Annotated in this window: 23 protein-coding genes and 1 pseudogene; 8 read left to right on the plus strand and 16 right to left on the minus strand. The window is 68.9% G+C overall.

All coding sequences use genetic code 11. The features are described from left to right. Positions 1–30: 30 nt before the first annotated feature. Positions 31–1,842, minus strand: a complete 1,812-nt coding sequence (locus ACIRGA_RS08415; RefSeq protein ID WP_400938111.1) for a Xaa-Pro dipeptidyl-peptidase — start codon at positions 1,840–1,842, stop codon at positions 31–33. An 82-nt stretch (positions 1,843–1,924) separates the two neighbouring features. Between ACIRGA_RS08415 and ACIRGA_RS08420 the strand changes: the two genes are divergently transcribed. Then, entirely contained in the window at positions 1,925–3,490 is a 1,566-nt protein-coding gene (locus ACIRGA_RS08420; protein ID WP_400938114.1) for a DUF4139 domain-containing protein, read from the plus strand. Between the two features lie 9 nt (positions 3,491–3,499). Here ACIRGA_RS08420 and ACIRGA_RS08425 read toward each other — a convergent pair whose 3' ends face one another. Continuing rightward, on the minus strand, positions 3,500–6,124 hold the full coding sequence (locus ACIRGA_RS08425) for a LuxR C-terminal-related transcriptional regulator (protein WP_400938117.1): 2,625 nt from the start codon (positions 6,122–6,124) through the stop codon (positions 3,500–3,502). A gap of 598 nt (positions 6,125–6,722) precedes the next feature. On the opposite strand from ACIRGA_RS08425, the pseudogene ACIRGA_RS08430 reads away from it, so the two are divergent. Beyond that, positions 6,723–7,244: pseudogene (locus ACIRGA_RS08430) on the plus strand (GAP family protein); the annotation flags it as partial. Here ACIRGA_RS08430 and ACIRGA_RS08435 read toward each other — a convergent pair. The 3 genes from ACIRGA_RS08435 to ACIRGA_RS08445 are packed head-to-tail and all read right to left on the minus strand — an operon-like array spanning position 7,187 to position 9,329. After that, positions 7,187–8,365, minus strand: a complete 1,179-nt coding sequence (locus tag ACIRGA_RS08435; RefSeq protein WP_400938119.1) for an AI-2E family transporter — start codon at positions 8,363–8,365, stop codon at positions 7,187–7,189. The pseudogene ACIRGA_RS08430 and the gene ACIRGA_RS08435 sit on opposite strands and share 58 nt — an antisense overlap. Continuing rightward, a complete protein-coding gene (locus tag ACIRGA_RS08440) occupies positions 8,359–8,799 on the minus strand; it encodes a hypothetical protein (protein ID WP_400938122.1) in 441 nt (146 codons plus the stop codon). The genes ACIRGA_RS08435 and ACIRGA_RS08440 overlap by 7 nt, the downstream gene beginning before the upstream one ends. Next, entirely contained in the window at positions 8,796–9,329 is a 534-nt protein-coding gene (locus ACIRGA_RS08445; protein ID WP_400938124.1) for a DUF1269 domain-containing protein, read from the minus strand. Before ACIRGA_RS08445 ends, ACIRGA_RS08440 begins: the two co-directional genes overlap by 4 nt. 194 nt (positions 9,330–9,523) lie before the next feature. Here ACIRGA_RS08445 and ACIRGA_RS08450 point away from each other — a divergent pair, with 194 nt between their 5' ends. Continuing rightward, positions 9,524–11,332 (plus strand): glycoside hydrolase family 15 protein, encoded by a 1,809-nt coding sequence (locus ACIRGA_RS08450; protein ID WP_400938126.1) that lies wholly within the window; start codon positions 9,524–9,526, stop codon positions 11,330–11,332. A gap of 56 nt (positions 11,333–11,388) precedes the next feature. Here ACIRGA_RS08450 and ACIRGA_RS08455 read toward each other — a convergent pair whose 3' ends face one another. From ACIRGA_RS08455 to ACIRGA_RS08465, 3 genes are read right to left on the minus strand one after another with little or no spacing between them, the layout of a single operon-like run. Further along, the gene (locus ACIRGA_RS08455; RefSeq protein ID WP_400938128.1) at positions 11,389–11,820 is read right to left on the minus strand and encodes a CBS domain-containing protein; all 432 of its coding nucleotides are present in this window, start codon (positions 11,818–11,820) and stop codon (positions 11,389–11,391) included. Between the two features lie 47 nt (positions 11,821–11,867). Beyond that, complete coding sequence (locus tag ACIRGA_RS08460) at positions 11,868–12,350, minus strand: hypothetical protein (RefSeq protein WP_400938130.1); 483 nt, start codon at positions 12,348–12,350, stop codon at positions 11,868–11,870. Beyond that, on the minus strand, positions 12,347–13,279 hold the full coding sequence (locus ACIRGA_RS08465) for a neutral zinc metallopeptidase (protein WP_400938132.1): 933 nt from the start codon (positions 13,277–13,279) through the stop codon (positions 12,347–12,349). The genes ACIRGA_RS08460 and ACIRGA_RS08465 overlap by 4 nt, the downstream gene beginning before the upstream one ends. Before the next feature lie 106 nt (positions 13,280–13,385). Here ACIRGA_RS08465 and ACIRGA_RS08470 point away from each other — a divergent pair, with 106 nt between their 5' ends. Beyond that, positions 13,386–15,392, plus strand: a complete 2,007-nt coding sequence (locus tag ACIRGA_RS08470) for a prolyl oligopeptidase family protein (RefSeq protein WP_400938134.1) — start codon at positions 13,386–13,388, stop codon at positions 15,390–15,392. A 46-nt stretch (positions 15,393–15,438) separates the two neighbouring features. Here the strand turns inward: ACIRGA_RS08470 and ACIRGA_RS08475 are convergent, their stop codons facing one another. Both ACIRGA_RS08475 and ACIRGA_RS08480 read right to left on the minus strand, forming a co-directional pair. Then, positions 15,439–15,753: a DMT family transporter gene (locus ACIRGA_RS08475; protein ID WP_400938137.1), complete on the minus strand. Its 315-nt coding sequence runs from the start codon at positions 15,751–15,753 to the stop codon at positions 15,439–15,441. Continuing rightward, a complete protein-coding gene (locus ACIRGA_RS08480) occupies positions 15,753–16,409 on the minus strand; it encodes an FMN-dependent NADH-azoreductase (protein WP_400938139.1) in 657 nt (218 codons plus the stop codon). The genes ACIRGA_RS08475 and ACIRGA_RS08480 overlap by 1 nt, the downstream gene beginning before the upstream one ends. 93 nt (positions 16,410–16,502) lie before the next feature. Here ACIRGA_RS08480 and ACIRGA_RS08485 point away from each other — a divergent pair, with 93 nt between their 5' ends. Next, entirely contained in the window at positions 16,503–17,090 is a 588-nt protein-coding gene (locus ACIRGA_RS08485) for a TetR/AcrR family transcriptional regulator (protein ID WP_400938142.1), read from the plus strand. Here the strand turns inward: ACIRGA_RS08485 and ACIRGA_RS08490 are convergent, their stop codons facing one another. Beyond that, positions 17,091–17,489 (minus strand): SRPBCC domain-containing protein, encoded by a 399-nt coding sequence (locus ACIRGA_RS08490; RefSeq protein WP_400938144.1) that lies wholly within the window; start codon positions 17,487–17,489, stop codon positions 17,091–17,093. A 55-nt stretch (positions 17,490–17,544) separates the two neighbouring features. Here ACIRGA_RS08490 and ACIRGA_RS08495 point away from each other — a divergent pair, with 55 nt between their 5' ends. Both ACIRGA_RS08495 and ACIRGA_RS08500 read left to right on the plus strand, forming a co-directional pair. Continuing rightward, positions 17,545–18,144 (plus strand): CGNR zinc finger domain-containing protein, encoded by a 600-nt coding sequence (locus ACIRGA_RS08495; RefSeq protein WP_400938146.1) that lies wholly within the window; start codon positions 17,545–17,547, stop codon positions 18,142–18,144. Positions 18,145–18,162: 18 nt separating this feature from the next. Then, the gene (locus ACIRGA_RS08500; protein WP_400938148.1) at positions 18,163–19,212 is read left to right on the plus strand and encodes a DUF2293 domain-containing protein; all 1,050 of its coding nucleotides are present in this window, start codon (positions 18,163–18,165) and stop codon (positions 19,210–19,212) included. Positions 19,213–19,238: 26 nt separating this feature from the next. On the opposite strand, the gene ACIRGA_RS08505 is transcribed toward ACIRGA_RS08500, so the two are convergent. Together ACIRGA_RS08505 and ACIRGA_RS08510 are read right to left on the minus strand one after the other, a co-directional pair. After that, positions 19,239–19,775 carry a hypothetical protein gene (locus ACIRGA_RS08505; protein WP_400938149.1) on the minus strand — a complete coding sequence of 179 codons (537 nt, stop codon included), beginning with the start codon at positions 19,773–19,775 and terminating at the stop codon, positions 19,239–19,241. Continuing rightward, complete coding sequence (locus ACIRGA_RS08510; RefSeq protein ID WP_400938152.1) at positions 19,772–20,830, minus strand: ImmA/IrrE family metallo-endopeptidase; 1,059 nt, start codon at positions 20,828–20,830, stop codon at positions 19,772–19,774. Before ACIRGA_RS08510 ends, ACIRGA_RS08505 begins: the two co-directional genes overlap by 4 nt. Before the next feature lie 135 nt (positions 20,831–20,965). On the opposite strand from ACIRGA_RS08510, the gene ACIRGA_RS08515 reads away from it, so the two are divergent. Further along, entirely contained in the window at positions 20,966–21,322 is a 357-nt protein-coding gene (locus ACIRGA_RS08515; protein ID WP_400938155.1) for a DoxX family protein, read from the plus strand. Here ACIRGA_RS08515 and ACIRGA_RS08520 read toward each other — a convergent pair. From ACIRGA_RS08520 to ACIRGA_RS08530, 3 genes are all read right to left on the minus strand, one after another. After that, entirely contained in the window at positions 21,310–21,957 is a 648-nt protein-coding gene (locus ACIRGA_RS08520; RefSeq protein WP_400938157.1) for a hypothetical protein, read from the minus strand. The two genes, ACIRGA_RS08515 and ACIRGA_RS08520, sit on opposite strands and share 13 nt — an antisense overlap. After that, the gene (locus tag ACIRGA_RS08525) at positions 21,947–22,945 is read right to left on the minus strand and encodes a PQQ-binding-like beta-propeller repeat protein (protein WP_400938160.1); all 999 of its coding nucleotides are present in this window, start codon (positions 22,943–22,945) and stop codon (positions 21,947–21,949) included. Before ACIRGA_RS08525 ends, ACIRGA_RS08520 begins: the two co-directional genes overlap by 11 nt. 97 nt (positions 22,946–23,042) lie before the next feature. Beyond that, on the minus strand, positions 23,043–25,859 hold the full coding sequence (locus ACIRGA_RS08530; RefSeq protein WP_400938162.1) for a vitamin B12-dependent ribonucleotide reductase: 2,817 nt from the start codon (positions 25,857–25,859) through the stop codon (positions 23,043–23,045). Positions 25,860–25,863: the final 4 nt, after the last annotated feature.

Genomic DNA, 25,863 nt, shown 5'->3' on the forward strand with positions numbered 1-25,863 from the left:
CGAGCGCCGGGCATCCGGATGCAGGTTCGCTCAGCCGAAGGCGGCACGCAGCGCGGGCTTGCCGCCCGCCACCGGCAGTACCAGCGAAGTCCGGTTCAGCTCGACCGAGACGCCGGCGCCCGGCTTCGGCCGGAGCGTGTAGTCGTGGTCGCTGGAGGCCACCAGGAACTCGATCTTGTGCCCGGCCGCGAGCAGGTAGTCCTTCGCGACCAGTTCCACCTCGACCTTGTACTTCTCACCAGGGGTGAGCGGTTCGGTCTTGGCGGGGTCACGCCGGTTCTGCGGGTCGGTCCAGCCCCGGGTGATCACCTTCGCCGTCCCGTCCGGAGCGCGGTCGAGGAGCACCGCGGTCACGTTCGCCGCCGGCTTGTCGAACGACAGCGACAGGTCGGTCTTCACCGTTCCGGAGAGCCGCACGGGCTGCTTCGCCGCGGTGGTCGAGTACAGCAGCCGGTTGCCCGACGAGGCCGCGGCGGCGAGCTGCTCGATCGTCTTGCTCGCGTCGTCCGCCAGCGTCTCGACCGCGGCCTTGCCCGGAACGGGGTTGCGCGTGTCGAGCTTGCCCTTCGAGGAACCGCCGGGCCACGGGTAGAGCTTGACGTCCTGGGTGCCGGGCAGCGGCCACTCCGGCTCGTCCACCCACGACTTGTCCTCGCGCTGGATGGTGGCCTTCGGCTCGCGCTCGATGCCGTTGTCGATGCCGTAGAGGTAGTGCGACATCCACTTGTTCAGCGTGACGAGCCAGACGTCGCGGCGGAGGCTGTACGGGTCGGCGTGCCCGGCCTGGTGCAGCCAGATCTTGTGCTCGACACCGTGCGCCTTGAGCATCTCGTACCAGCGGGTGCCCTGGTCGGTCTTGACGTTCCAGTCACCGAGGCCGTGCACCACGAGCACCGACGCCCGCACCTTGTTCACGTCGTTGCGGTAGTTCCGCACGTCCCAGAAGCGGCTGTAGTCACCGGTCACCCGGTCCTGGTCGACGGCGATCCGGTCGATCAGCGGGCGGCAGACGGCGCGATCCTGGCGCGTGTAGACGTAATCGGCGAGCACGTCCGCGTCCTCGCCCTGGAAACCGCCGGCCGCGACGACGGCGCCGTCGTTGCGGTAGTAGTCGTACCAGCTGGAGATCGCCGCGATCGGGACGATCGTCTCCAGCCCTTCGACGCCGGTGCTGGCCACCGCGTTGGGCAGCGTCCCGTTGTAGGAGACGCCCGTCATGCCGGTCTTGCCGGTGCTCCAGTCCGCGACCGCGGCCTTGCCCGCCGCGTCCCGCGCCGTCGCGCGGCCGTTCAGCCAGTCCACAATGGACTTCGCGCCGATGGTCTCGTTGACGTCGCCGGTACTCGGGCACCCGGTGGACTGACCGCTGCCGAGCGACTCCCCGTACACCACGGCGAACCCGCGAGCGGTGAAGTAGTCCTGGTAACGCCAGCTGATCGGTGCCGCGTTCGGGCCGACGGTCTTCGTCGCGATCCGAGGGCCCGCCGGAGCGCGCTTCGCGCCGGGCACGTACAGCTCCACGTCGACGTTGTGGTTCGCGACGTCGTTGCCGCCCGCGTAGTACGGGCTGGCCTGGTAGACGACCGGGACCTTCATGCCCTGCTGCGTCGCGCGAGGCCGCACGACCTCCGCGTGCACGAGGTCATCCTTGCCGTCGTGGTCGCTGTCGACCGGCGCGGTGACCCAGACGTTCTCCCGGATGACGTCCGCCGGGTCGAACACCGGCTGGGCTTGGCCGTCCTTGAAGACCGGCGCCGGTGGCGTGTCGGCCTGGGCGGGCAACGCGGTCGCTGGAAGAACCAGGACTGCGGTGAACAAGGCGGCGAGCCTGGCGACTCTCACGTGACCCCCAAGGGCGGACGGGCAAGACGCAGCTGAGGTTTCCGGCCACCCGAACGGGTGTCAAGAGACTAACGTCGGAGGCATGCCGAGCACCCTGGAAGCACCGATCGTCGCCGTCACCGTCTATCCGCACCACGCCCGGATCACGAGGCGGGCCTCGGCGGCCCTCGACGGGGAAACGCGTTTCGCCTTCGCGGGCCTTCCGTGGAACCTGGACACCGATTCGGTCCGCGTCACCGGTTCCGGTCCCGCGGTCATCGCCGGGGTCGACGTCGCCGTCGAGCGCCATCCCGCGCCCGCGGACGCGTCCCTGCGCGCGCTCACCGAACGGCGACGGGCCGATCAGGCGGTGGTCGACGAGGTCGCGGACGCGGTCGCCGCGGAGACGGCGAAGGTCGACCTGCTGACCGGGCTGGCGACGCGCAGCGGCAAGAGTTTCGCGAAGGCTCTCGCGGCGGGTACGGCCGAGCCGCCCCGGGTCGCCGAAGTCACCGACGCACTCGGCACGCAACTGGCCGAGGCGCTGGGCAAGCGGCGCGAACTCGGCATCCGCCTCGCCCGGCTCCGTGACGACCTCAAGGCGCTCGACCGCGAGATCGAGGCGAAACAGGGAACGTCCGAAGTGGACAGCGCGACGGTCACGGTCGAGCTGGAGAGCCGGGAGGACGGCGCGGAGATCGGCCTCGAACTGTCCTATGTGGTCGCGAACGCGAGCTGGGAGCCGGGTTACGACGTGCGCGTCCGCGGCGAGGACGTCTCGGTGACCTGGTACGGGCGGATCACCCAGCACACCGGCGAGGACTGGCCGGAATGCGACCTGGCCCTCTCCACCGCGCGGCCGGCCAACACCGTGGAGGTACCGGAACTCGAACCCTGGTTCCTCGACCGCGTGCGTCCGGTCCAGCCGGTGATGGCGCGCGCCGCGTACGGCAGCGCGTCACCCGCGGGCGGCGGGATTCCCGAGTCGGTGGCCATGGCGGCCCCCGCCGGGCCCCCGATGGCGATGCGGACCGCGTCCGTCGAACAGGGCACCACCGCGGTCACCTACCGGCCCGGACGCCCGGTGGCGGTGCCGTCGGGAGCGCAGGGCCACCGCACGACGCTCGCGCAGCTGGAGCTGACGGCGAAACTGGGCTACATCACCGCTCCCGCGGCGTCACCGGAGGCGTTCCTGCGGGCGACCGTGGTCAACACTTCGGAGCACACGCTGCGGCCCGGGAAGGCGTCGGTGTTCCACGAGACGGAGTTCGTCGGCACCACGCGGCTGGACGTCTGGGCGCCGGGTGAGGAGCTCGAACTCGCCCTCGGCGTCGACGACCGGATCCGGGTCGAACGCGAACTCGCGCACCGCTCGGCGAGCAAGGCGACGCTGTCCGGCGCCCGCAAACGGGAGGCCGCCTACACCACGACGATCGTCAACCACAGCCCGCGCGAAGCCGTCGTGACCGTGCTGGACCAGGCACCGGTCTCCCGGGACGACGCGATCACCGTCCGGGACGTGCGCACCACGCCGGAGCCGGTGGAACGGACCGAGCTGGGCGAGTACACCTGGCGGCTGACGCTCGCTCCAGGCGCGAAGGGCGTCGTGACGCTCGGGTACCGGGTGGACGTCGCGAAGGGCGTCGAGCTGTCCGGCTGGCGCGAGTAGCCGAGGGGCCTACAACAGGCCACGCCTTCGCGCGGCGACGACGGCGTCGCGGCGGTGATTGACGCCGAGCTTCCGGTAGATGCCGCGCAGGTGCGTCTTCACCGTGTTCACCGAGACGTAGAGCGAATCGGCGATCTGTTCCGCGGTGCGCATGGACGGCAGCTCGGTGAGCAGTTCGAGCTCGCGTGAGGTGAGTGGATCGACCGGTGTCCCGGGGTGGGCGGGCAAGGCCTGCAGCACGGCGCTCGCGAACTCTTCGGTGCGCCCGAAGCGCCCGGCACCCCGCACCAGGAGCTCCCGGATGTCCTGCCCCGCGTCGTGGAACGGCCGGAGTGCCTGCTGGGGTGCCGCGAGGTCGAGCGCGTGGCCGACGGCGGTGTGCGCCCGGTTCTGTTCACCGGCCTGGTCGGCGAGGATCGCTTCGAGGAGCCAGCTCTCGATCAGGGTGTGCGCCACCAGCGTCCTGGTCTGCCGCTCGATGACCGGCCGCAAGCGGCGGCGCGCGGCGCCGGTCCGCCCGCGATGCAGGTGCACGAGAGTGCTCAGCAGCGCGTGCTCGGCGTAGGGCGCGAGCAGGTGCCGGTGCCGTTCCAGTACGTCCATCGCCCAAGTGGGTTCTCCGACGCGGAGGGCCAGGCGTTGCTCGATCGGCGCCGTGCAGGCGACCAGCCACGGCGCGAGCGGTTCGCCGGCGAGCCGTTTCCGGTGCCCCCGCAACGTTTCGACGACGGCGTGCGGATCGGCCGCGAGGCCGAATTCGACGGCGGCGCTGAGCGTCGCCGTCAGCAGTTCCACGGCCGGGTCCACGACCTCGGGCAAGAGCCGCGACGCCAGCGCGGAAAACCGGCGAGCGCTCTCCAGGTCCAGCCGTTGGTACGCCGCCAGCCCGAGAACGGTGTACAGGAAGGCGGTTCGCGAAGTCTCCGCCCAGCCGTGGGACCGGGCCAGTTCGAGGGCGGCACCGGTGTGCACGGCCAGCCCGGCGAGATCGCCCTGGACCCAGGCGATACCCGCGAGGTGGATCTCGCAGTGCAGGCTGACGGCGTCGCGGCGCTCCAGGGTGGCCGTCCGCAGCGCGCGTTCCAGATCCTCGACGGCGCCCGGGATGTCGCCCAGCCACAAGGCGGCGGTCCCCCGGGTGGCCAGCGCCAGCAGGTCGAGGTCGGCGTCGCCGGTGTCGCCCGCGCTCGTGGCGCGGAGCCCGGCGAGCGCCTTGTCCAGCTGTCCGCCGTACCTCGCGCGGTAGAGGACGGCCACGGCGTTCAACGCGCGCAACCGTCCGGACCGCAGCGGCTGGGCCGAATTGTCGATCCGGCCGAGGTACCGGTCCGCCGCAACGAGATCGTGGTCGTCGAGGGACGCGATGGCGGCGACGAGGGCGACCTGTGGCCGGGCCAGCAGGTGTTCCGGCAGCGCGCCGAGCAGCTTGTGCAACCGTGCCCCGTGTCCTTTGAGGACGATCCGCAGACCCGATCGCTGGATATAGCGCGTGATCAGCTCTTCATCCTTCGCCGCGACACTGTGCTCCAGCGCGGTGAGCACGTCTCCGGCGTCCGTGAACCATTCCGCCGCCAAACGGTGGAGCTTGCGATACGCCCGTGGATGGCGTCGGCTCAGCTCCGCGCGCAGGTAGTCGCGCAGCAGAGGATGGCAGCGGTAGCGCACGCTTTCGCCGCCGTGCTGGGTGACCAGGGCGTTGGTGCGGGTGAGCGTGTACAGGATCTGACCGGCGTGTTCCTGACCGGTCAGCCGGGTGGCCAGCCCGTCGGTGATCTCGGGACACACCGACACGCTCAGCAGGAACTCGCGGATGTACGCGGGCTGCGGGCCGACGATCTCCCCGGACAGGTATTCGGCCAGCAGACGGTCGTCACCGGTGAAGGCCCGGATGGCCCCGCCGGTGTCCGGCGCGGAGTCCAGTGCGAGAGTGAGGAACCGCAGGCCGGCCGCCCAGCCTTCCGTTCGCTCCCTGATCCGGTCCAGATCCGCCTTGGACAGCGCGAGGTTCTTCCGGGCGAGCAGCTTCCCCGTCTCCTCCTCGGTGAAGTTCAGCTGGTGCGCCGTGATCTCCCGAAGCCTGCCTTCGAGCCGGATCCGGGGCAGGATCAGCGGCGGCGGGAACCGGGCCGCGATGACGACCCGTACGCCGGACGGCAGGTAGCGCAGCAGCAGGTTCACGTTCTTGACCGCGTCCGGCTCGGTCAGCTCGTGTGCGTTGTCCAGCACCAGGATCACCGGCCGCCCGAGCCGCGCGCACGCGTCGACGAACGCGCCGACACGTTCGTGCGCGGCGGCGTCCCGCGCCAGTGCCTGCCCGGGGACCACGCCGCGGGACAACGCCTGGAGGACCGACGACCACAGGGAGAACACCTTGTTGTCGTTGGCGTCCAAGGAGACCCAGGCCAGGTGCTCGCCGCCGGGGTGGTGGCGTGCCCGGCGCCGGAACCAGCTGCCGAGCAGCACGGTCTTCCCGGACCCGGCCGGCGCATTGAGCAGGGTGACGCTGGGGACTTCGCCCGAGGTGGCCTGATCGAGGACGTCCATCAACCGGTCCCGTTCGAGCACGTCGGACGCGGGCGGTGGCGGCGCCAGTTTCGGCGACGGCACCACGACCGCTACTTCGTCCTGCGTCATCGGACGGCGCATGACATCGCCACACTGGAGAGAACATGCCAGGCGAAGCCCAAAACGCGGGATGTCCCGCTGAAGACGACGCCGATACCGGAAAGTGCCGCTTCCGTCGATGACCGGCTTCCTGGTTGCGCCGAAAGGACCAGCACGAAGGTCAGTGCTGTCAGAACGAATTTGGCTCTGGACCGACCACGCGGCTCAGTGCTCACCGATTGTCTCCCTTCGATTCCCCAGACGAGTGAGGGGACCGATCCTGCTCACCCTGTGCGAGAGTCACCTCCTCCTTGACGGGTGAGTCAGGTCACCACCGATCGCGAAGAGTGGTTTCCGAGGGGCTTTTCTCGCGGTGGGTGACGGAATCGAGGAACCGTTTTCACCCACTAAGAACGAAGAAACCCGCGCGACGGCCGCGCATTCTGGAGATCGCGGATCGAGCGGCCCGCTTCTGCCCAGGGCTCCGGTGGTGACACCGCCGCGCGAGCGTTGTCCGTCGCCGTAGGGAACCGGCGGCGGGCAACGCGATTCTTTTGCCGGAACACCCTCTGACGGGAAGTACGGAATGACGGACTCGCTCACAGTGCTCCCGCTCGCGATCACCATGATGGCCGGGCCGCAATTCGTGTCGGCGCTGATCCTGATCACGACGGCGCGCGCGGTGCCGACGTCGCTCGCGTTCGTGGCCGGAGTCGCCACGGCCGTGACGACGGGAACCGCGCTCACCACCTGGCTGGCGGGATTCCTGCCGCCAGAGCCTGTCGTCGCCGGCTCGGGCGGCTCCGTCTACACGCTGATCCAATACGGTCTGGTCGCGCTCCTCCTGGGAGTCGCGCTCTGGAACTGGACGCACCGGAAGACCGCGGAACCGCCGAAATGGCTGGGAACGCTCATGTCCGCGGGCCCGCGGCGAGGATTCCGCACCGGATTCCTGCTCATCGCGTTCTTTCCGTCGGACGTCGTCGTGATGTGCGTCGTCGGCCTCGAACTCGGCCGCGGCGGGGCGGGGTTCGGCGCGGCGGTCCCGTTCCTCCTGACCACCACGCTGATCGCCGCCCTGCCGCTCTTGGCCTATCTCCTCTTCCGGCGGCGCGCCGCCCGGGTCATGCCCGCCGTCCGCGATTGGACGAACGACCACGGCTGGTTGCTGAACATCGTGGCGTGCCTCTTCTTCGTCGTGCTCATCCTGTTCTGATCGCCGCCGGGTTCCCGCCGGGGCGAACCCACCAGCGCGGTGACCCAGCTGCGCGCCGGATCGTCGACCAGCACGGCCAGCGCCAGCAGGGTCGCCGGCACCGAGAGCAACGTCCCGAGCGGTCCGAGCACCCAGGCCCAGAACACCAGCGCGACGAACGTCGCCGTCGCGGACAGGCCGACCGCGTTACCGACATACCGCGGCTGGATCAGCGACTGCAGCACGAAATTGATCACGCCGTAGACCGCCACGACCGCCGCCATCGCCTGCCAGCCGCCGTCGAGGAGGGCGAGCGTGGCGGGCGGGGCGAGGCCGAGCAGGAAACCGATCGACGGGATGTAGTTGGTCACGAACGAAAGCAGGCCCCACAAGGCCGCGAGCGGGACTCCCAGCAGGATCAGCGCGAGGACGTCGATCGCCGCGACGACGAGCCCGAACACCGTGGTCACCACCAGATACACCCGGACGCGACGGCCGAAGTCACGCAGTGCTTCGGCCGTGCGCGCCCGCTCTCCCGCGATGCCGGCGATCCGGCCGTCGATGTCCGCCGTCTCCGCGCTGAGGAACAGCAACAGGCCCAGCAGGAAGACCAGGCTCGTGGTGACACCGGTCAGATCGGCGAGCAAGGAACCGGCATAGGAAACGAGCTTGCCGGGATCGAGGGCGTGGAAGATGTCGCGCAGCTGGGCGGGCCCGGCACCGAAGTCCGCCAGCACGCCGGCGATCTGTTCGTACAGGGCCGTGATCCGGTCGCCGTAGCGGGGCAGCAGCGCCGCGAGCTGGGCGACCGAAACGACCATCGCGACACAGAAGGCGATGAGAATCCCGTAAACGAACACCACGAGCGCCGCCGTCGCCGCCCAGCGCGGGAAACCGAAGCGCCGTAACCGGCCATGCGCGGGGCTGAGCGTGATCACGATGACGAGCGCCAGCAACGTCGGCGCCGCCAGCCACGCGACCGCTTTGATCCCCGCGATACCGACCACGATCGCGGCCGCGCCGAGCAGGACGACGAGCGCCCGCGGTGTCCGGGTCGCAGGCCGATCGGTCACCATGACTCGCGGTTCGGGACCGCGTCACCGTGGACGACGATCGCCCAGATGACCGTCACGCACAAGGCGATCACGAGCATCGACCACAGCGGATGAGCCGAAAGGAACACCAGATGGGTCACCGCGTTCCCGGCCGCGAAGAGCACCGCGACCACCTTCGCCCAGATGGCTCCCGAGATGAGGAAGACACCCGCGACCGCCACCAGCGTGCCGCCGACCAGATGCGCCCACGCCCAGCCGGTCACGTCGAGGACGATCGAGTACACCGGGCCCGAGATGTAGTAGTCGCCCCGCGCCAGCGCCACGATCCCGGCGATGACGTCGAACGCGCCGAGGATCAGCATGATCACGCTGGCGAAGACGATCCATCCGGCCCAGGCCGACCGTATCCCGGACTGGTCGGCGAGATCGGCGCCGGCACTCCACTGCCTGCTCATTTCGTCCCCGTTCCCGGCGCCTCGGCGGTCTGGAGTTCCTGGTCCGGCAGGAAGCTTTCCCGCAGGGCGGCTTCCTGTTCGGACGTCAGGTTCGTGAAGGTCAGCTCGGGCGTTTCCTCGCCGGTGAAGGCGTCTCGCACCTTGTCGATGACCGCACCCGAACTGAGCAGGAACAGGGCCGATGTGCCCTCGGTGACGTCTCCCCTGATCTCCTTGATCAGGTCGTCGTCGATGCCGTAATCCGACGTGAGACCGCCGAAGGCCCCCGCCGTGGCGCCGAGCGCCGCGCCGAGCAACGGCACCAGGAAGATCAGGCCGAAGAGCAGGCCCCAGAACGCGCCGCTCAGCGCGCCGCGGCCGGCCAGATTGCGCAACTGGCGGAGCTTCGGTTTGGAAGCGCCCACCGGCCACGACACCGTCGCGGCGTCGTGCACGGAGATCAGCTGGTTCTTCGCCAGGCTCCTCAGCGCCTCCGCCGCGCGATCCGCGCCTTCGGCCGTGCGGAACGTCCAGATGGTCAACGTGTCCACGGCTCACCGTCCCTTCTGAAAATGGGTGATCTGACGGTGGCCATCGCACAGCGGCGGCGGGGGTGCGCACATCACCTCAGGCGGATGAGCGTCAGGACCCGCCCCGGCCGGGAAGTCATCCGGCCAGGGTGACGCCCGGCTCCCCCGGCGCGGACAAGGGTGGTCGGAAAAGCCCTTCCGGCAAGGAGTCGCCCGTGAACCACCACCAACCGCCGATCGCCGACCACGGGCTGATCGGGGATCTCCAGACCGCCGCGCTGGTGAGCACCGGCGGCTCGATCGACTGGTTCTGCTGTCCCCGGTTCGATTCCCCGAGCGTGTTCGGCGCGCTCCTGGATCCCGGCGGCGGCCACTGCCGGATCCGTCCCGTCCGGGAGCCGTACACGTCGCGCCAGTTCTACTTCCCCGGCACCGCCGTGCTGATCACCCGGTTCATGACCAGGCTGGGCACCGGCGAGGTCATCGACTTCATGCGTCCGGCGAACGGGCCGCGCGCCGACGGCGGCCACCGGCTGATCCGGATGGTCCGCTGCGTGCGCGGGCACGTCGAGTTCGCCATGGAGGTCGTTCCGCGCTTCGACTACGCGCGCCGTCCGCACACCACCACCGTCACCGAAGACGGCGTGCTGTTCGCCAGCGAGGAGTCCTCACTGACCCTGCACGCGGTCCGGGAACCGGGTGATCCGCCACCGGTGCACGCCCACGTCATCGAAGGCGGCGTGTACGGCTCGGTCATCCTGAAAACCGGGCAGGCCCGGGGATTCGTGCTCGAATCGGGCGGCGGGGAGCCGCGCGCGATCCGGGTCGCCGAGATCGATCGGGCCTTCGACGAGACCGTCCGTTTCTGGCGGGACTGGCTGAACCGTTCGACCTACCGGGGCCGCTGGCGCGAGATGGTCGACCGGTCCGCGATCACCCTCAAGCTGCTGACCTACGCGCCGACCGGGGCGATGGTCGCCGCGCCGACCACGAGCCTGCCGGAACAGGTCGGCGGCGAACGGAACTGGGACTACCGCTACGCCTGGGTGCGGGACGCGTCGTTGTCGGTCACTTCCCTGCTCGCTCTGGGGTTCACCGACGAAGCGGTCGCGTTCGCCCGCTGGCTCCGGGATCGCCACCTCGAGGGCGACGGGCGGTTGAAGATCATGTACCGCGTCGACGGGGCATCGGATCTGCTGGAGGAATCCCTCGCGCATTGGTCCGGGTACCGCGGCTCGGTTCCGGTACGGATCGGCAACTCGGCGTCCGATCAGCTCCAGCTCGACGTCTACGGCGAGCTGCTCGACACCGTGTACCAGGCCGACAAACGGGGCGCCGAGGTCGGGCACGAAGGCTGGAAGGCGCTCACCGATCTGCTCGACTGGCTCGCGGCGAACTGGGACCAGCCGGACGAGGGAATCTGGGAGACGCGGGAAGGGAAGGCCGACTTCACCTACGGCAGGCTCATGAGCTGGGTCGCCTTCGATCGCGGCGTCCGCCTCGCGACGGCGCACGGCCTGCCCTGCGCGCTCGACTCGTGGCGAGCCGAACGCGACCGCGTCTACGACCAGATCTGGGAGCACGGCTGGAATCCGCTCAAGCAGGCCTTCGTCCAGCGCTACGACTCGGTCTTCCTCGACGCGTCCCTGCTTCGCATGGCCGACGTCGGGTTCATCACCCCGAACGACCCGAGCTGGCTGGCGACCCTGGCGGGTATCGAGAACGAGCTGGTGACCGACAGTCTCGTCTACCGCTACGACCCGGATGCCTCACCTGACGGCCTGCGCGGCGACGAGGGCACGTTCTCGCTGTGCACGTTCGGCTACGTCACCGCCCTGGCCCGAGCCGGGTATCCGGAGAAGGCACGGCTGGTGTTCGAGAAGATGCTGACCTACGCCAACCACGTCGGCCTCTACGCCGAAGAGATCGGCCCGGACGGCGAGCAACTCGGCAACTTCCCGCAGGCGTTCACCCATCTCGGGCTGATCGACGCCGCGCTCACGCTCGACAGGGCCATCGGCTGAGCCGCGCGCGCGAAGGGCCGTTCCCCTGCCTCGGGAACGGCCCTTCGTCCGGCGGCTCAGCCCTGGGAGATGTACGCCTCCAGCTGTTCCTGACTCTGCTCCAGCTGCTCCATCCTGGTCTTCACGACGTCGCCGATGCTCACGATCCCCGCGAGCCTGCCGTCCACCACGACCGGGACGTGCCGGATGCGGCGTTCGGTCATCAGGACCGACAGCTGGTCGACCGAATCCTCGGGGGTGCAGCTGGCGACCATCTTGGTCATGATCGCGGCCACCGATCCGTCGAGCAGCTGGGGTCCGCGCTCGTTGAGCCGGCGCACCACGTCCCGTTCGGAGACGATCCCGACGATCCCGCCCTCGGCGTCGACGACCACCAGGGCACCGACGTTGTGTTCCGCGAGTCTCTCGAGCAGTTCGGTGACGTTCGTCTCCGGCGAGACGGTCGCGACGGCCGCCCCCTTGTTCCGCAACAGATCGGAAATCCGCATACGCGCTCCTCCCGACTGGGTGACCTGAGTCACTCCAGGTTATGGCCTCACCGCCGTGCGCGAAAGTCCGGAGAGTCCGGTTCGATACCGAGCCGGTCGGCGAGCGCGTCGTATGCCGCGATGATCCCGAGGCCGTACGGGTCGTCGCCGAGCGCGCCGAGCGTCTCCCGCCCGAGCGCCCAGTGGGCCTTCGCGGACTCGTGATCACCGAGTTTGCGGTAGTCCTCGGCGAGGTTCAGGTGCAGCGAGGGGTAGAACCCGCGCACGGCGAGCGTCGCGTGGTACTCCTTGGCGCGTTCGTCGGTGAGGGAATCGGCCGCGGCGAGCGCGCGGAGATCCCAGGCGAGTTCGTCGGCCGGATCGTCGCGGACGTCGGCCATGTAGTGCGCGAGCGCGCACCGGTGCAGCGGGTCGCCGTCCTCGCCGATCCGTTCCCACAACGCCGCGAACTTCTCACGCGCTCCGGCGCGGTCACCGGAGATGTGCAGCTGGAGGCCGATGTTGATCTCGGCCATCACCTCGTCGGTCATTTGACGTCCGAGGCCGGGGCAGCCCAGGTGTTGCACGCCGACGTCGTCTTCCCGGAGAACCCGGCCTTCGCCCATTTCAGCTGGTTACGACGGGTGCCGTGGGTGTCGCTGTCGTCGGCGCGGCCGTAGTCGTCGAGGGCCGCGTTGGCCAGCGACTTGCTGATCGAACCGCGACCGGAGGCGGCCGCGAGGGCGAGCGCGCCGAAACAGTTCGCCTGCAGTTCGATCCGGCGGACCAGCTCCTTGTCGGCCGGGCTGTTCTCCCCCGCCGACGACATCTTCTCCGCGGCGGCCGCCAGGATCCCGCTGGAGCGCTGGACGTGGTGGCCGTACTCGTGGGCCATCGTCGCGAGGTGACGGGACCGTTCGAGGCCCGCGTCGCCCAGCATCCACTGGGTCGGCGCGTAGATCGTGGTGTCGCCGCCGCAGTAGTAGGCGACGGCCTCGTTCTCGCTCGGCGCCTTCCCGCAGGCGCTGGTCTCGGGCAGCGTCACCTGCACGGTCGCCGTCAGCGTGGGCTCGTTCGCCTGGTCCAGGGCGGGTTTCCACGATTCGGCGAGACAGGACACGTAGGTCTTGTAGTACGTCTCCAGTTTCGCGGGCTCGCGGCTGATCGCAGGCAGGCGGCAGGTGACCGCGCCGAGCGCGATCCCGTCCGCCAGCAGCGGATTCGTCTCCAGTTCCCGCTCCTCCTTCGGCGCGGGTTTCGCGTTCCCGGCGGGCGCTTTGGCCCCTTCGGAGGTGTACACACCGGACACCGGGAGAGCCTGGCCGTCGATCTTCCTCGGCCCGCCGGCCATCGCCATCCCGGTGGTCGTCAGCGCGGCGACGATGAGCAGACCGACCACGGCGGTCCCGGTGTTGCGGGGGCTTTCGGGACGAGACGACGAAGGCGCGAACGGTCTGGGTACCTCGTCGGTGCCGGTCATGGTGTCCCCCAAACGTGCGAGACCACAGCATACGGAGCAGAGGTGGGCCAGGCGAAGAACGGGCACCTGGTGGCGCGAGGGCCGGAGCCCCGGCGAGACTGTGGGCATGAGTGACGAGGACCCGTACCTGTGGCTGGAAGACGTGACCGGCGAAGAAGCGCTGGACTGGGTGCGAGCCCGCAACGCCGAGGCGCTCGCGGAACTGGCGGTCGGCGAGCGGTTCGCCGGGATCCGCGACGAGATCCGCGAAGTCCTCGACGCCGACGACCGGATCCCGTACGTCCGCCGCCGCGGCGAGTACCTGTACAACTTCTGGCAGGACTCGACCAACCCTCGCGGCCTGTGGCGCCGCACCACCCTGGAGCAGTACCGGCTCGAAACGCCGGAATGGGAACTCCTGCTCGACGTCGACGCCCTGGCCGAGGCCGACGGCGAGAACTGGGTGTGGCAGGGCGCGGCCGTCCTTCGTCCGGGTTATCACCGCGCGCTGGTCGAACTCTCGCGCGGGGGCGCCGACGCGACCGTGGTCCGCGAGTACGACCTCGACGAACGCCGGTTCGTCGACGACGGGTTCTTCGTCCCCGAGGCCAAGACCAGGATCGGCTGGATCGACCGCGACCGCGTCTACATCGGCACCGATTTCGGCCCGGGGACACTGACCAGCTCGGGCTATCCGAGGCTGGCGAAGGAATGGCGGCGCGGCACGCCGCTCGAAGAGGCGACGGTGGTCTTCGAGGGCAAACCGGACGACGTCTCGGTGTCCGCGCACCACGACCCGACCGAGGGCTGGGAGCGAGACTTCGTCTACCGGTCGGTCGACTTCTACCGCACGGAAAGGTACGTCCGGACGGCCGCCGGTCTCGAACGCATCGAGGTCCCCGAAGACGCCCAGACGTCCTCGCACCGCGAGTGGCTGCTGATCCGGCTTCGCTCGGACTGGACCGTCGAAGGCACGACGTACCCCTCCGGCACCCTGCTCGCCTCCGGCTTCGACGCGTTCATGGCGGGCGAGCGCACCTTCACGACCCTCTTCACCCCGGACGCGCACACGTCGCTGGAGTACTGGGTGTGGACGCACAACCACCTGCTGCTCTCGACGCTGTCCGACGTCCGGACGGAACTGCGCGTGCTCACGCCGTCCGACGGCTGGACCTCCCGGCCGCTCGCCGGCGCCCCGGAACTGGGCACCGCGCAGATCACCGGCACCGACCCCGACGTCAGCGACGAATACCTGCTCGACTCCAGCGGTTACACCCAGCCGTCGACGCTGAGCTACGGACACGTCGGCGAGGACGTCGAGGTCCTTAAGCGCGCTCCCTCGTTCTTCGACAGCGAAGGCATGACGGTCTCGCAGTATTTCGCGACGTCCGAAGACGGCACGAAGATCCCGTACTTCGTCGTACGTCCCTCCGGTGCCGAAGGCGGGCCGACGCTGCTGACCGGCTACGGCGGCTTCGAGGTCTCGCTGACCCCCGGCTACAGCGGCATCATCGGCCGCGGCTGGCTCTCGCGGGGCGGCACCTACGTCGTCGCGAACATCCGCGGCGGCGGCGAATACGGGCCGGACTGGCACACCTCGGTGACCAAAGCCAAGCGCTACAAGGTTTACGAGGACTTCTCGGCCGTCGCCGCCGACCTCGTCGAGCGCGGGATCAGCGAACCGGCCCGGCTCGGCATCCAGGGTGGCAGCAACGGCGGTCTGCTGATGGGGGTCATGCTGACGCGCTACCCGCGGCTGTTCGGCGCGATCGTGAGCCAGGTGCCGCTGCTGGACATGAAGCGGTACCACAAACTCCTCGCGGGAGCGTCTTGGATGGCCGAGTACGGCGACCCCGACGATCCGGCGGAATGGGACTTCATCGGGAAGTACTCGCCGTACCAGAACGTCCGCGGTGACGGCGAGTACCCGCCGGTCCTGTTCGTCACCTCCACCCGGGACGACCGGGTGCATCCCGCGCACGCGCGCAAGATGGTCGCGCGGATGGTGGAACAGGGACACGATGTGCGGTACCACGAGAACATCGAGGGCGGGCACGGCGCGGCGGCCGACAACGAGCAGCTGGCGTTCAAATGGGCGCTGATGCTCGAATTCCTGTGGGAGAAGCTCGCCTGACCCGCCGGGAAGGGGACTTTCCGGCGTGGAAGTCCCCTTCCCCAGCTCACTCGGTCACCTTCGCGAGCACCACCCCTCCGACGATCAGCGCCATCGCCGCGAACCGGCCGAACCCGACCGGGTCCTTGTGGATCACGATGCCGAACACGATCGCGCCCACCGCGCCGATGCCGGTGAAGACGGCGTACGCGGTCCCCACCGGGATCGAGTCCATCGCCTTCGAAAGCAGGTAGACCGCGGCGACGCCGAGCACGAAGCACAGCACGGTCGGCCAGAACCGGGTGAAGTTCTCCGTCGGCTTGATGCTCTGCGACCAGGCGACCTCGACGGCTCCCGCCAGGAGCAGGATTCCCCAGCCCATCAGACTTCCTTTCCGGCCGCGGCCAGCTTTTCGGCGCCGAGAAGCGCCTGCTCCCGCGACGCGATCCGGTCGGCGTCGAGTGGGCTCAGCCGAGGGTCGACCAGAGCGTTCGTCAGTTCGGAGTTCAGGAACGTGACGTCCCGGACGTCGTAGTGCCCGGCGAAGAAGTCGCGCAGGTAGCGCTCGTGGTGGTCGACCGGCTCCCGCGGCGTGCCGGGCAGGTAAGTGCCGCCACGCGCTCCCGCGACCACGAAAGCCTTGCCCGCCAAGGACATCTTCGGGAACGTCACCTGGTCGATCCACAGTTTGAGCGTCGCGGGGATCGAGAAGTTGTACATCGGCGCCCCGATCAGCACGACGTCGGCGGCGAGCAGTTCGGCCAGCAGCGGCTCGATGACCGCCCAGGCATCGCGCTGCTCCGGCGTCTTCACCACCGAGGCGTACCCGGCCGGATCGGTGATCCCGTTCTGGAGGAGGGCGTCGCAGATCTCGGTCCAGGCCTCGCCGATCGGCGGCACCGGATCGGCGGCCACGTCGCGGTAGGTGTAGCCCGCGCCAGGGTTCGCGGCATGCCAGACATCGGCGAAACGAGCACTCAGCTCGCGGGAGAACGACGTGCGGCGGGCACTGGAGTCGAGGTGGAGAAGATGGCTCATCGGGACCTCCCGGACCAGGAAGCGGACACGGCGTCCACTTGCTTCGCCGGGTACAAGTGGACGCCGCGTCCGGATATTCCCTAGGCTGCGAACATGGCGAAAGACGATCTGCTCGCGAAGGGCCCGGGACGGGAACGCTCGGACGCCGCCCGTAACCGCGCGAAGATCCTGGAGGTCGCCGAGGAGCTCTTCGCCGCACGTCCGGCGGCCGACGTCACCATGGAGGACATCGCCCAAGCGGCCGGAGTCGGCCGCGCGACGCTGTACCGCCGCTACCCGGATCGCTCGGCGATCGCCGTGGCCCTGCTGGACGAGCACGAGCGGGAATTACAGGAGCGACTGCTCACCGGCCCTCCCCCGCTGGGACCCGGCGCACCACCCGCCGAACGGCTGGCCGCGTTCTACGCGGCCATGATCGGGCTGCTCGCCCGGCACGCGCACCTCGTCCTCGGTACCGAGGTCGGGCACTCGCGATTCACCAGCGGGCCGTACCGGCTGTGGCGCACCCACGTCCGCCACCTCGCCGAGCAGGCGAACGCGAAGGATCCGGACGCGCTCGCCGACGTCCTGCTGGCACCGCTCGCCGCCGAAGTGTTCCTCCACCAAACAGGCGAGCTCGGCCTGAGTGCCGAACGGATCGCCGACACCCTGGCCGAGCTCGCCCGGCGAACGCTCTCCTGATCAGCCGGCGAGACCGTCGGCGACCAGCTTCATCACGGCCTGCCAGTGTTCGCGCTGCGTGGCGCGCTCTTCCGGCCCGGTGAGCCGCTCCTGATGGAAGACCACGGTCGTCTTGCCCGGCCCGGCCGGACGAAGCCCCACCTGGACCGTGGTCTCGTGATCCCAGTCCTTCGGCCGCCAGGTGAGGCGGATCTTTTCCTGCTCGCGATAGCCGCGAACCTCGCCGACGGTGCCCTCGGCCGTCTCGTACGGCGCGCCCTTCTCCGGCTCCAGCCGCACATCGCCCAGCCAGGCCGCCAGGCCCGGACCCGAGAGGTACTCCCAAACCTCGTCCAGCGGATACGCCACCGTCTTGGAGACGCCGATCTCCCAGCCCGCGTCCTTCGTCTTCCCGATCATCACGCCTCCGCCGTAACCGTCTTACCTGGTTTCTGAAACCGACTATAGTGGTTACATGACTCCGGGAACAAGACAGCTCGTCAGCGCCCAAGGTGAGCGGTACCGGTTCGATCCGGGCAGCCTCAGCCTCGAACTCATGCTGACCGGCGGCCCGGGCCCGTACGAGCGCTACGAAATCGCGCACACTCCGGCCGACCTCGCCGAGTGGTTCACCGGCTCCCGGCTGGCGCTGACCGCTCCCCTGACCGACGTCCGGATCCGGCCCGCCGAACTCAGCGCGCTCAAAGAACTCCGGGACACGCTCTACCGCGTCGCACCCGCCCTCGCCCGGGGTGAAGCACCGTCGGACGACGATCTCGCCGTCCTGAACAGTGCGACCGAAGCCACCCCGAGGCCGCTCGTCGACCCGGGGACACGGCGGCTCGCCTGGGCCCCGCCCGTCACCGGGAAACAACTCCTCGGCGCGGTCGCCCGCGACGCCATCGGCCTGGTCGCGGGCGAACGGTCCGGCCGCGTCCGCGAGTGTTCGGCGGACGACTGCCATCTGCTGTTCTTCGACACCTCTCGCTCGGGAAACCGTCGCTGGTGCTCGATGGAGCGCTGCGGCAACCGCGCCAAGATCCGGGCGTACCGGGCCCGCACCGAACCCGCGTGATCGCTAGGATTCCCGGCGATGCAGGGTGAAGCGAAACTGGAACAGCGCGTCGTGGAGACGGCGGAAAAGCTGCTGGCCAAAAAGAAGTCGGTGACCGCGCTCGACATCCTGAGCGGAATCGGCTGGCTGCCGGAGAACGTCCTCAAGAGCTGGCAGCAGGGCCGGATCCCCGACCTGACCACGGCCTTGCCGGTGAGCGCGGAGAAACTGGACTTCGCCCTCGGCGCGCTTCACCGATGGACGCGGGAAAAGGCTCTCGAAAGCTCGGAGATCGAGCATGTCGGCGCGACCCGCGACCGGGCCGTCCTCCGCGTGACTTCGGGCGAACTGGCCGGCCTCGAACCGCTGTTCCGGACGCAGTGGCTCATGCCGGGACTATCCGAAGCCAAACGTGCGCAAGTGCTCGCCCGGCAACGGAAAGCGCCGGATCTCGTCGTCTCCATGGCCTTGAAGGACTGGGTGTGCGCCGACTGCGGCGGCACCGGTGACCTGCTGTTCATGGAGAACGAAAAGCCGCACTGCCTCGACTGCGCCGACCTCGGTCACCTGGTCTTCCTGCCGTCCGGTGACACGGCCCTGACCCGCCGGGCGAAGAAGGCGAGCCGGCTTTCGGCCGTGGTCGTCCGCTTCAACCGGTCACGCAAGCGCAGCGAGCGCCAAGGACTCCTGGTCGAGGAAGCGGCACTGCGCAGCGCCGAGGAACAATGCCTCGCCGACGAAGACGTCCGGGAACGGCGCCGCGGCCGTGATCGCGAACGCCGCGCCCACGAGGACGTCGAGTTCACCGCCCGGTTCCACACCGCGATCACCGAGCAATTCCCCGGCTGCCCGCCGGAGCGAGCCCGCGCCATCGCCGAACACGCCGGCCAACGTGGCAGCGGCCGGGTGGGCCGGTCCGCCGCCGGCCGGGAACTGGCCGAACGAGCGGTGTTCCTCGCCGTCGTCGCCTCGATCCGGCATCTGGACACCGAGTACGACGACCTCCTCATGGCGGGCGTGGAACGACAAGCCGCCCGCGACCGCATCCGCCCCACCATCGACGCGGTGCTCGAACGCTGGCAAGCCTGACCGCTGTCACGTTCCGGGCGCGGGCCTCAAAGCAGGCCTTGAGAACGAGCCCAGCCGCCGAACTCGGCGCCAGTGCACGGTAAGCGCATGCCTGTGTCGCGGACCGAGTCGATAAGGTTGCCGGCAGCCACTTCGGTCAATTTTCCGTTCCGACAGGCCCGTGCCAACAGCCAGACCGTTCCGTGGACCTCCAGGCCATATCGCCTTGCCACCCGGATCGCGGCCCGATCGTCGGTTATCGCCGTGCAGTGCTCCAGTTCCGCTACCGCGAAAACACTTGCCTCGCCTCGGTCCCGCTCACTCGCTCCGATCCTTCCCGCCCACTTCACGAAGCATTCGAGTTCGCGGATCGTGTCCAGCCGACGCACTTCGACCCATTCGAGCTCCAAAGCATCTTGAAGGGCCGGGTGGGTCACCGATCCGAGACGCAGCTCTTCGATGACCACGTAAGTCGTGCGACATTCATCGGAGACGAGCAGGTCCCGCAGGACGTCCAACCGGTCAGCGCGCGCGAAATGATTCAGGCACATGGCGTCCAGGACCAACGGCCGGTCAAGGGTCACGAGCCGGCGCCCGTCTCGGCCCCCGGCAAGTCCTCGATCCCGACTTCTCCGTGCATGAGTTCAACGGCCCTCGCGGGCGTGACGAAGTCCTGCCGCAGGGCTTCCATCACCGCGTGCGCGTAGCTGGGAGGAACCCGCACCCCCTCGAGATCGGGCTGTGGCACCCATCCGACGGCATCTCGGAGCTCCGCTCTCGTCGGCGCTTCGGCGAACCATCTCGTCAGCCGATTTTCCTCGAGCAGACCGACATGCCCGGCTTGGCGCACGGTGAGCGACCACGAAGTGCGGAAGACCGCCGAAAACTTGATCAGTTCACTTCGCAGGTCGGTCCTTCCCGCCTGTTCCAGCACAGCGGACGGGAGCAGGAATTCCGCGGCGAACGCGTCGATGACACGTTCCCTGTCTTCGCGGGAAGTCGATACCCCGAGATCCGTCGAGTACTCGTCCCCCAGCACCAGGTGCCCCAGCTCGTGAGCGGCCGTGGATCGACGCCTGCCCGGATCAGCCAGCCGGCTGACGACGGACACCCCGAAGTCTCCGTCCACCAGCGAGGCCCCGTCCCCAGGGAGGTCCGACACAAGGACGTATTGCCCCGCTCGTTCACATTCCGCCATCAGCGTCCGGATCGGCTCCCGCCCCAAACCTTGTCTCCGCCTCAGCCACAGGGCGGCTTCACGGGCTCCCTGCGCATCCGTGACGACGCGGTCGTACACCGCCGCTTTGCCCGGTTTGAGGAGGTCCAAGGCGACCATTTGGCGGATATCGTCCAGCCAGGCCGTCAGTTTGGCCTCCAGCCGGTACGAATCCCTCGAGAGGGCGCTGTCGGTGTCCTCGACAAGACTGGTCCGCCGCGACAGGATCGGTGGCTGCTCACGAAGGAAGTGCCCCATCGGCACCTTCAGCGCGGCAGCCAGTTTCGCCAGCTCAAGCGCGTCGATCTGCCGGCCGCCGGACTCGATCTTGGCGATCTTCGTGCGCTCCAAACCGACGGCGCTCGCCAAGCCGGCTTGCGACATACCCGCCGCCAACCGGCTCTCTCGGACGCGCTCGCCCACCTCAGCCCATTCCACCCCACCAGTGTGGTGCGATTTTCGCACATTCGTCAAGTCGGCAGCTCTTCACCTGGGAAATGCCTCGAGCGGATCTCCAGACCGCTGTCACGTTCCGGGCGCGGGCCCCGTCCAGGGGGCATGTTCACCGCATACCTCATCGTGACCATCGCGACGATCGCGATCAACGCCTGGATCGCTTACGCCGACCTGACGCGCTCTCCGGTCGTTCTCAAGAACTCCGCGGCGGTCAACGTGCCCGAGTCCTGGATCCCGACGCTGGGCTCGCTGAAGGCGGCCGGCGCGGCCGGACTGCTGCTCGGTTTGTTCGGCGTGCCGTACATCGGGACCGCGGCGGCTGTCGGGCTCGTGCTCTTCTACTTCGGCGCCGTCATCACCCACGTGCGCGCCCGCGTCTTCAGGACCATCGCCCTCCCCGTCGGGCTCCTCGCGGTGGCCGTGGCCGCCTTGGTCGTCGATCTCGCTCAGACCAGGTAGGGACCGAAGTGCTCGGCGACGACGTCCGCGATCGCCTCGGCGTCCTTCGACCCGTCGATACGCAGCACCCGGATGCCGAGCCCTTTCGCGGTCCGGACGGCGTCCTCGGCGACAAGACGGTCTCGCGCGATCCGGTTGCGCTGTGCGCGCTCGGGATCACTGACCCGCCGCACGATCGCGGCGGCACGGGGCAGCACGCGAAGCTGGTGCTCGCGGAACTCGTCGGTGGGCACCAGCACGATCATCCGCCGGGGTGAATCCAGGAGCGGCGCGACCAGTTCCGGGCGCAACCCCCAGCCCTCGGCGAGGATCGGACGCCCGGAGACCAGCGCACGCAGATCGTCGAGAGCCCATTCGAACCGCAGCGGGAAACGGGCGATCGTGTCGGCGGCCATCCGTTCGGGCGTGGTGTCGACCCACACGGCCTCGGGGTCGGGATCCTCGACGGGCGAACCGTTCCGGACGCGGTGGGCGATACGGCGGTCCTGATGTGCGCGGGCGTCGTGGAAGTCGTAGTGATACACGGTGATGCCGTGACGGCGCGCGAGAAGCCGGGAGACGGTGGACTTTCCCGCCCACTGGCCGCCGCAGATCCAGAGCGCCTGCTCGAGTGTGCCGAATGGGTCAGTGGTCACCGGGGCTCCTGACGTCGACAGCGAGCAAAGACCCCTTCGCGAGCAGGAGGAGCCTCGAAGGTACTTGCTCGCGAAGGTCTCCGATCCGTTGAGTGATCCGAACGCGCTCACTCACCGCTCCGGCCATGTCGATCCGGAACAACAACCCGCCTTCGTCGGCGATCACGAATCCTCCGTCCACGGACCCGACCGAAGGGACGAACCGCCGGTCGTGCTGGATACTCCACCGCTCGGCACCGTCCGACGCGTCGACCACCGTGTAGCCACCACGCCGCTCGGCCAGCCAGAGCAAGCCGCCACACAGGCCCACCGCACTGGCCGTGAGATCACGCTCGGCGCGGGCCACTGTCTCGGCTTTCGTCTCGGAGAGGGCGATACGGACGACCAAGCGATCGCCGCACCTCGCGAGGAAACCGCCGTCGTCGTCCGCACGAAAGGCCGCCCCGATATCGGGGCCGACCAGGGGCTCCGGCAAGGACCACGTGGCCAGTTCCCGGCCGTCACCTCGATCGATCAAACGGACGGAGTCGCCACCCGGCTCCCCGAGAAGGAAACCGGCCTCGGTCGCGGCCGGCAGGACGGTGCCGCCGTACTCTTCCGCCCGCCAGCACAAAGCACCGGTGCGGATGTCCACTGCGGACAGTGGCGTATAGCCGCGCCACCCGCCCACCAGTACGAGTCCTTCGTTGACCACGACATGACCGGCGAACGAGCCCGGCTCCACCTGCCAGACGTCGTCGCCGGTTTCGATGTCCAGACAGAGCAGCCTGCCGCTGTTCTGGGGCAGCACCAGGCAATACGGTCCATCGATCACGACCGCGCGCGGCCATGTCCCCACCGGAACATCCCAGCGCACCGAGCCGTCGGCGGGTTCCAAGGAGACCAAGCGCGTACCCCGCTCGTGCACGACCAGGTGTCGTGAGGTGGCCGCCATCGCGGACGGCGAACCGGCTTGATGCAGCGGCCGTTCCCAGCGGACATCGAACACGAGACCAGTTCAGCAGCGGACCGTCCGCCGCACAACCGGATTCGCCGACGCCTGCTTCGGCGAACGACGTCGGTCGTCCACCGAAGCAGGCGCAGGATCAGCTGCAGCCGGAGGTGGCTCCGCACCCTTCACAGGCGTAGCAAGAACCGGCGGGCCGCATCTTGGTGCCGCAGGTCATGCAGAGCGGCGCGTCGGAGGCGGTGCCGAGGTTCAGCTCGACCAGCTCCGCCGTCGAGTGCGCCACCTTGGCGGGTTCCGCGGTCGACGAGTCCACAGTGGACCGGAGGGCGTCGATGTCGACGTTCTCAGATTCGGCGGCGGGAGCGGCGCCGTAGTTCGCCTCGACCTGTGCCGAGCGCTCGTCGGCGGTGAAGATGCCGAGCTGCGAGCGCTTCTCGTACGGCAGGTAGTCCAGCGCCAGCCTGCGGAACAGGTAGTCCATGACGCTGGTGGCGATCCGGATGTCCGGGTCGTCGGTCATACCGGCGGGCTCGAAGCGCAGGTTGGAGAATTTCGAAACGTAGAACTCCAGCGGGATCCCGTGCTGCAGGCCGACGGAGATCGACATCGAGAAGGCGTCCATCACGCCGGAGAGGGTCGATCCCTGCTTGCCGAGCTTCACGAAGATCTCGCCGAGCCCGTCGTCCGGATAAGACCCGGCATGCAGGTAGCCCTCGGCGCCGCCGACGGTGAACGACACCGTCTGGCTCGGACGCTTCTTCGGCAGGCGTTTGCGGACCGGCCGGTACTCGACGACCTTTTCGGCCTCGGGCTCGGCCTTCTCCTTCTTGCCGGTGGACAGCGGCTGGCCGACCTTGCAGTTGTCGCGGTAGATCGCGAGCGCCTTGAGGCCGTACTTCCAGCCCTGGAAGTAGATCTCCTCGACCTCTTCGACGGTCGCCGACTCCGGCATGTTGACCGTCTTGGAGATCGCGCCGGACAGGAACGGCTGCACCGCGGCCATCATCCGGACGTGCCCCATCGGCGCGATGGACCGCTCCCCCACCGCGCAGTCGAACACTTCGTAGTGCTCCTGACGCAGGCCGGGGGCGTCGACGACGTGACCGTGCTGGGCGATGTACTCGACGATCGCTTCGATCTGTTCGCCCTGGTAGCCGAGCGCCGCCAGCGCGCGCGGGACGGTCTGGTTGACGATCTGCATCGACCCGCCACCGACCAGCTTCTTGAACTTGACCAGCGAGAAGTCCGGCTCGATGCCGGTCGTGTCGCAGTCCATCATGAAGCCGATGGTGCCGGTGGGCGCGAGTACGGAGGCCTGCGCGTTGCGCCAGCCGCTCTTCTCGCCCAGTTCGATGCCGCGCTTCCACTCCTGGGTCGCGAGCGCGCGGACCGCGGCGTCGTTCGAGTGGTAGGTCCGCACCAGTTCGTTGGCGGCGGCGTGCTTGCGCATGACCCGCTGGTGCGCCTCGGCGTTGCGCGCGTAGCCCTCGTACGGCCCGACGACCTCGGCGAGCTCCGCCGAACGCCGGTACGAGACGCCCGTCATCAGCGACGTGATCGCGGCGGCGAGCGCGCGGCCGCCATCGGAGTCGTACGCGTGGCCGAGCGCCATCAGCAGCGCGCCGAGGTTCGCGTAGCCGATGCCCAGCTGGCGGAACTTACGGGTGGTGTCGCCGATCGCCTCGGTCGGGAAGTCGGCGAAGCAGATCGAGATGTCCATCGCGGTGATGACCAGCTCGACGGCCTTCGCGAACAGCGGCGCGTCGAAACCGCCGTCCTCGGTGGCGAATTTGAGCAGGTTCAGCGAGGCGAGGTTGCAGCTGGAGTTGTCCAGGTGCATGTACTCCGAACACGGGTTGGACGCGGTGATCCGGCCCGACTCGGGGCAGGTGTGCCAGTCGTTGATCGTGTCGTCGTACTGCAGCCCCGGGTCGGCGCATTCCCACGCGGCCTGCGCGATGGTGCGGAACAGCTTCTTCGCGTCGACCCGGTCGATGACCTCACCGGTCGTCCGGGACCGCAGGCCGAAGTCGCCCTCGGTCTCGACGGCCTGCATGAACTCGTCGGAGACACGGACCGAGTTGTTCGCGTTCTGGTACTGGACGGAGGCGATGTCCGAGCCGGAGAGGTCCATGTCGAACCCGGCGTCGCGGAGGACCTTGATCTTCTCCTCTTCGCGGGCCTTGGTCTGCACGAACTCCTCGACGTCCGGGTGGTCGACGTCGAGCACGACCATCTTCGCCGCGCGACGGGTGGCGCCACCGGATTTGATGGTGCCCGCGGAGGCGTCGGCGCCGCGCATGAAGGAGACCGGACCGGACGCGGTGCCGCCGGAGGACAGCAGCTCACGCGAGGACCGGATGCGGGAGAGGTTCAGGCCGGCACCGGAGCCGCCTTTGAAGATCAGGCCCTCTTCGCGGTACCAGTTGAGGATCGACTCCATGGTGTCGTCGACCGCGAGGATGAAGCATGCGCTGACCTGCTGCTTCGACGTCGTGCCGACGTTGAACCAGACCGGCGAGTTGAAGCTGAACACCTGGTGCAGCAGCATCCAGGTCAGCTCGTGCTCGAAGACCTCGGCGTCGGCGGGGCTCGCGAAGTAGCCGTGTTCGCGGCCCGCGTTGACGTAGGAGTGGACGACGCGGTCGATCAGCTGCTTGAGGCTCTGCTCGCGCTGGGGCGTGCCGACGGCACCGCGGAAGTACTTGCTGGTGACGATGTTCGTCGCGTTGACCGACCAGAAGCCGGGGAACTCGACACCGCGTTGTTCGAAGTTGACCGTGCCGTCGCGCCAGTTCGTCATCACGACGTCCCGGTTCTCCCAGGTGACCTGGTCGTACGGGTGGACGCCCTCGGTGGTGAAGACGCGGCGCACGGTGAGCCCGCCGGTCTGCTTCTTCTTCCCACTCGTCCGCGCTGTGGCCGGGTTGCCTGTTCCCACGGTCTCGGTCATGGGT

The sequence above is a fragment of the Amycolatopsis sp. NPDC102389 genome (assembly GCF_044765885.1).
Classification (GTDB): domain Bacteria; phylum Actinomycetota; class Actinomycetes; order Mycobacteriales; family Pseudonocardiaceae; genus Amycolatopsis.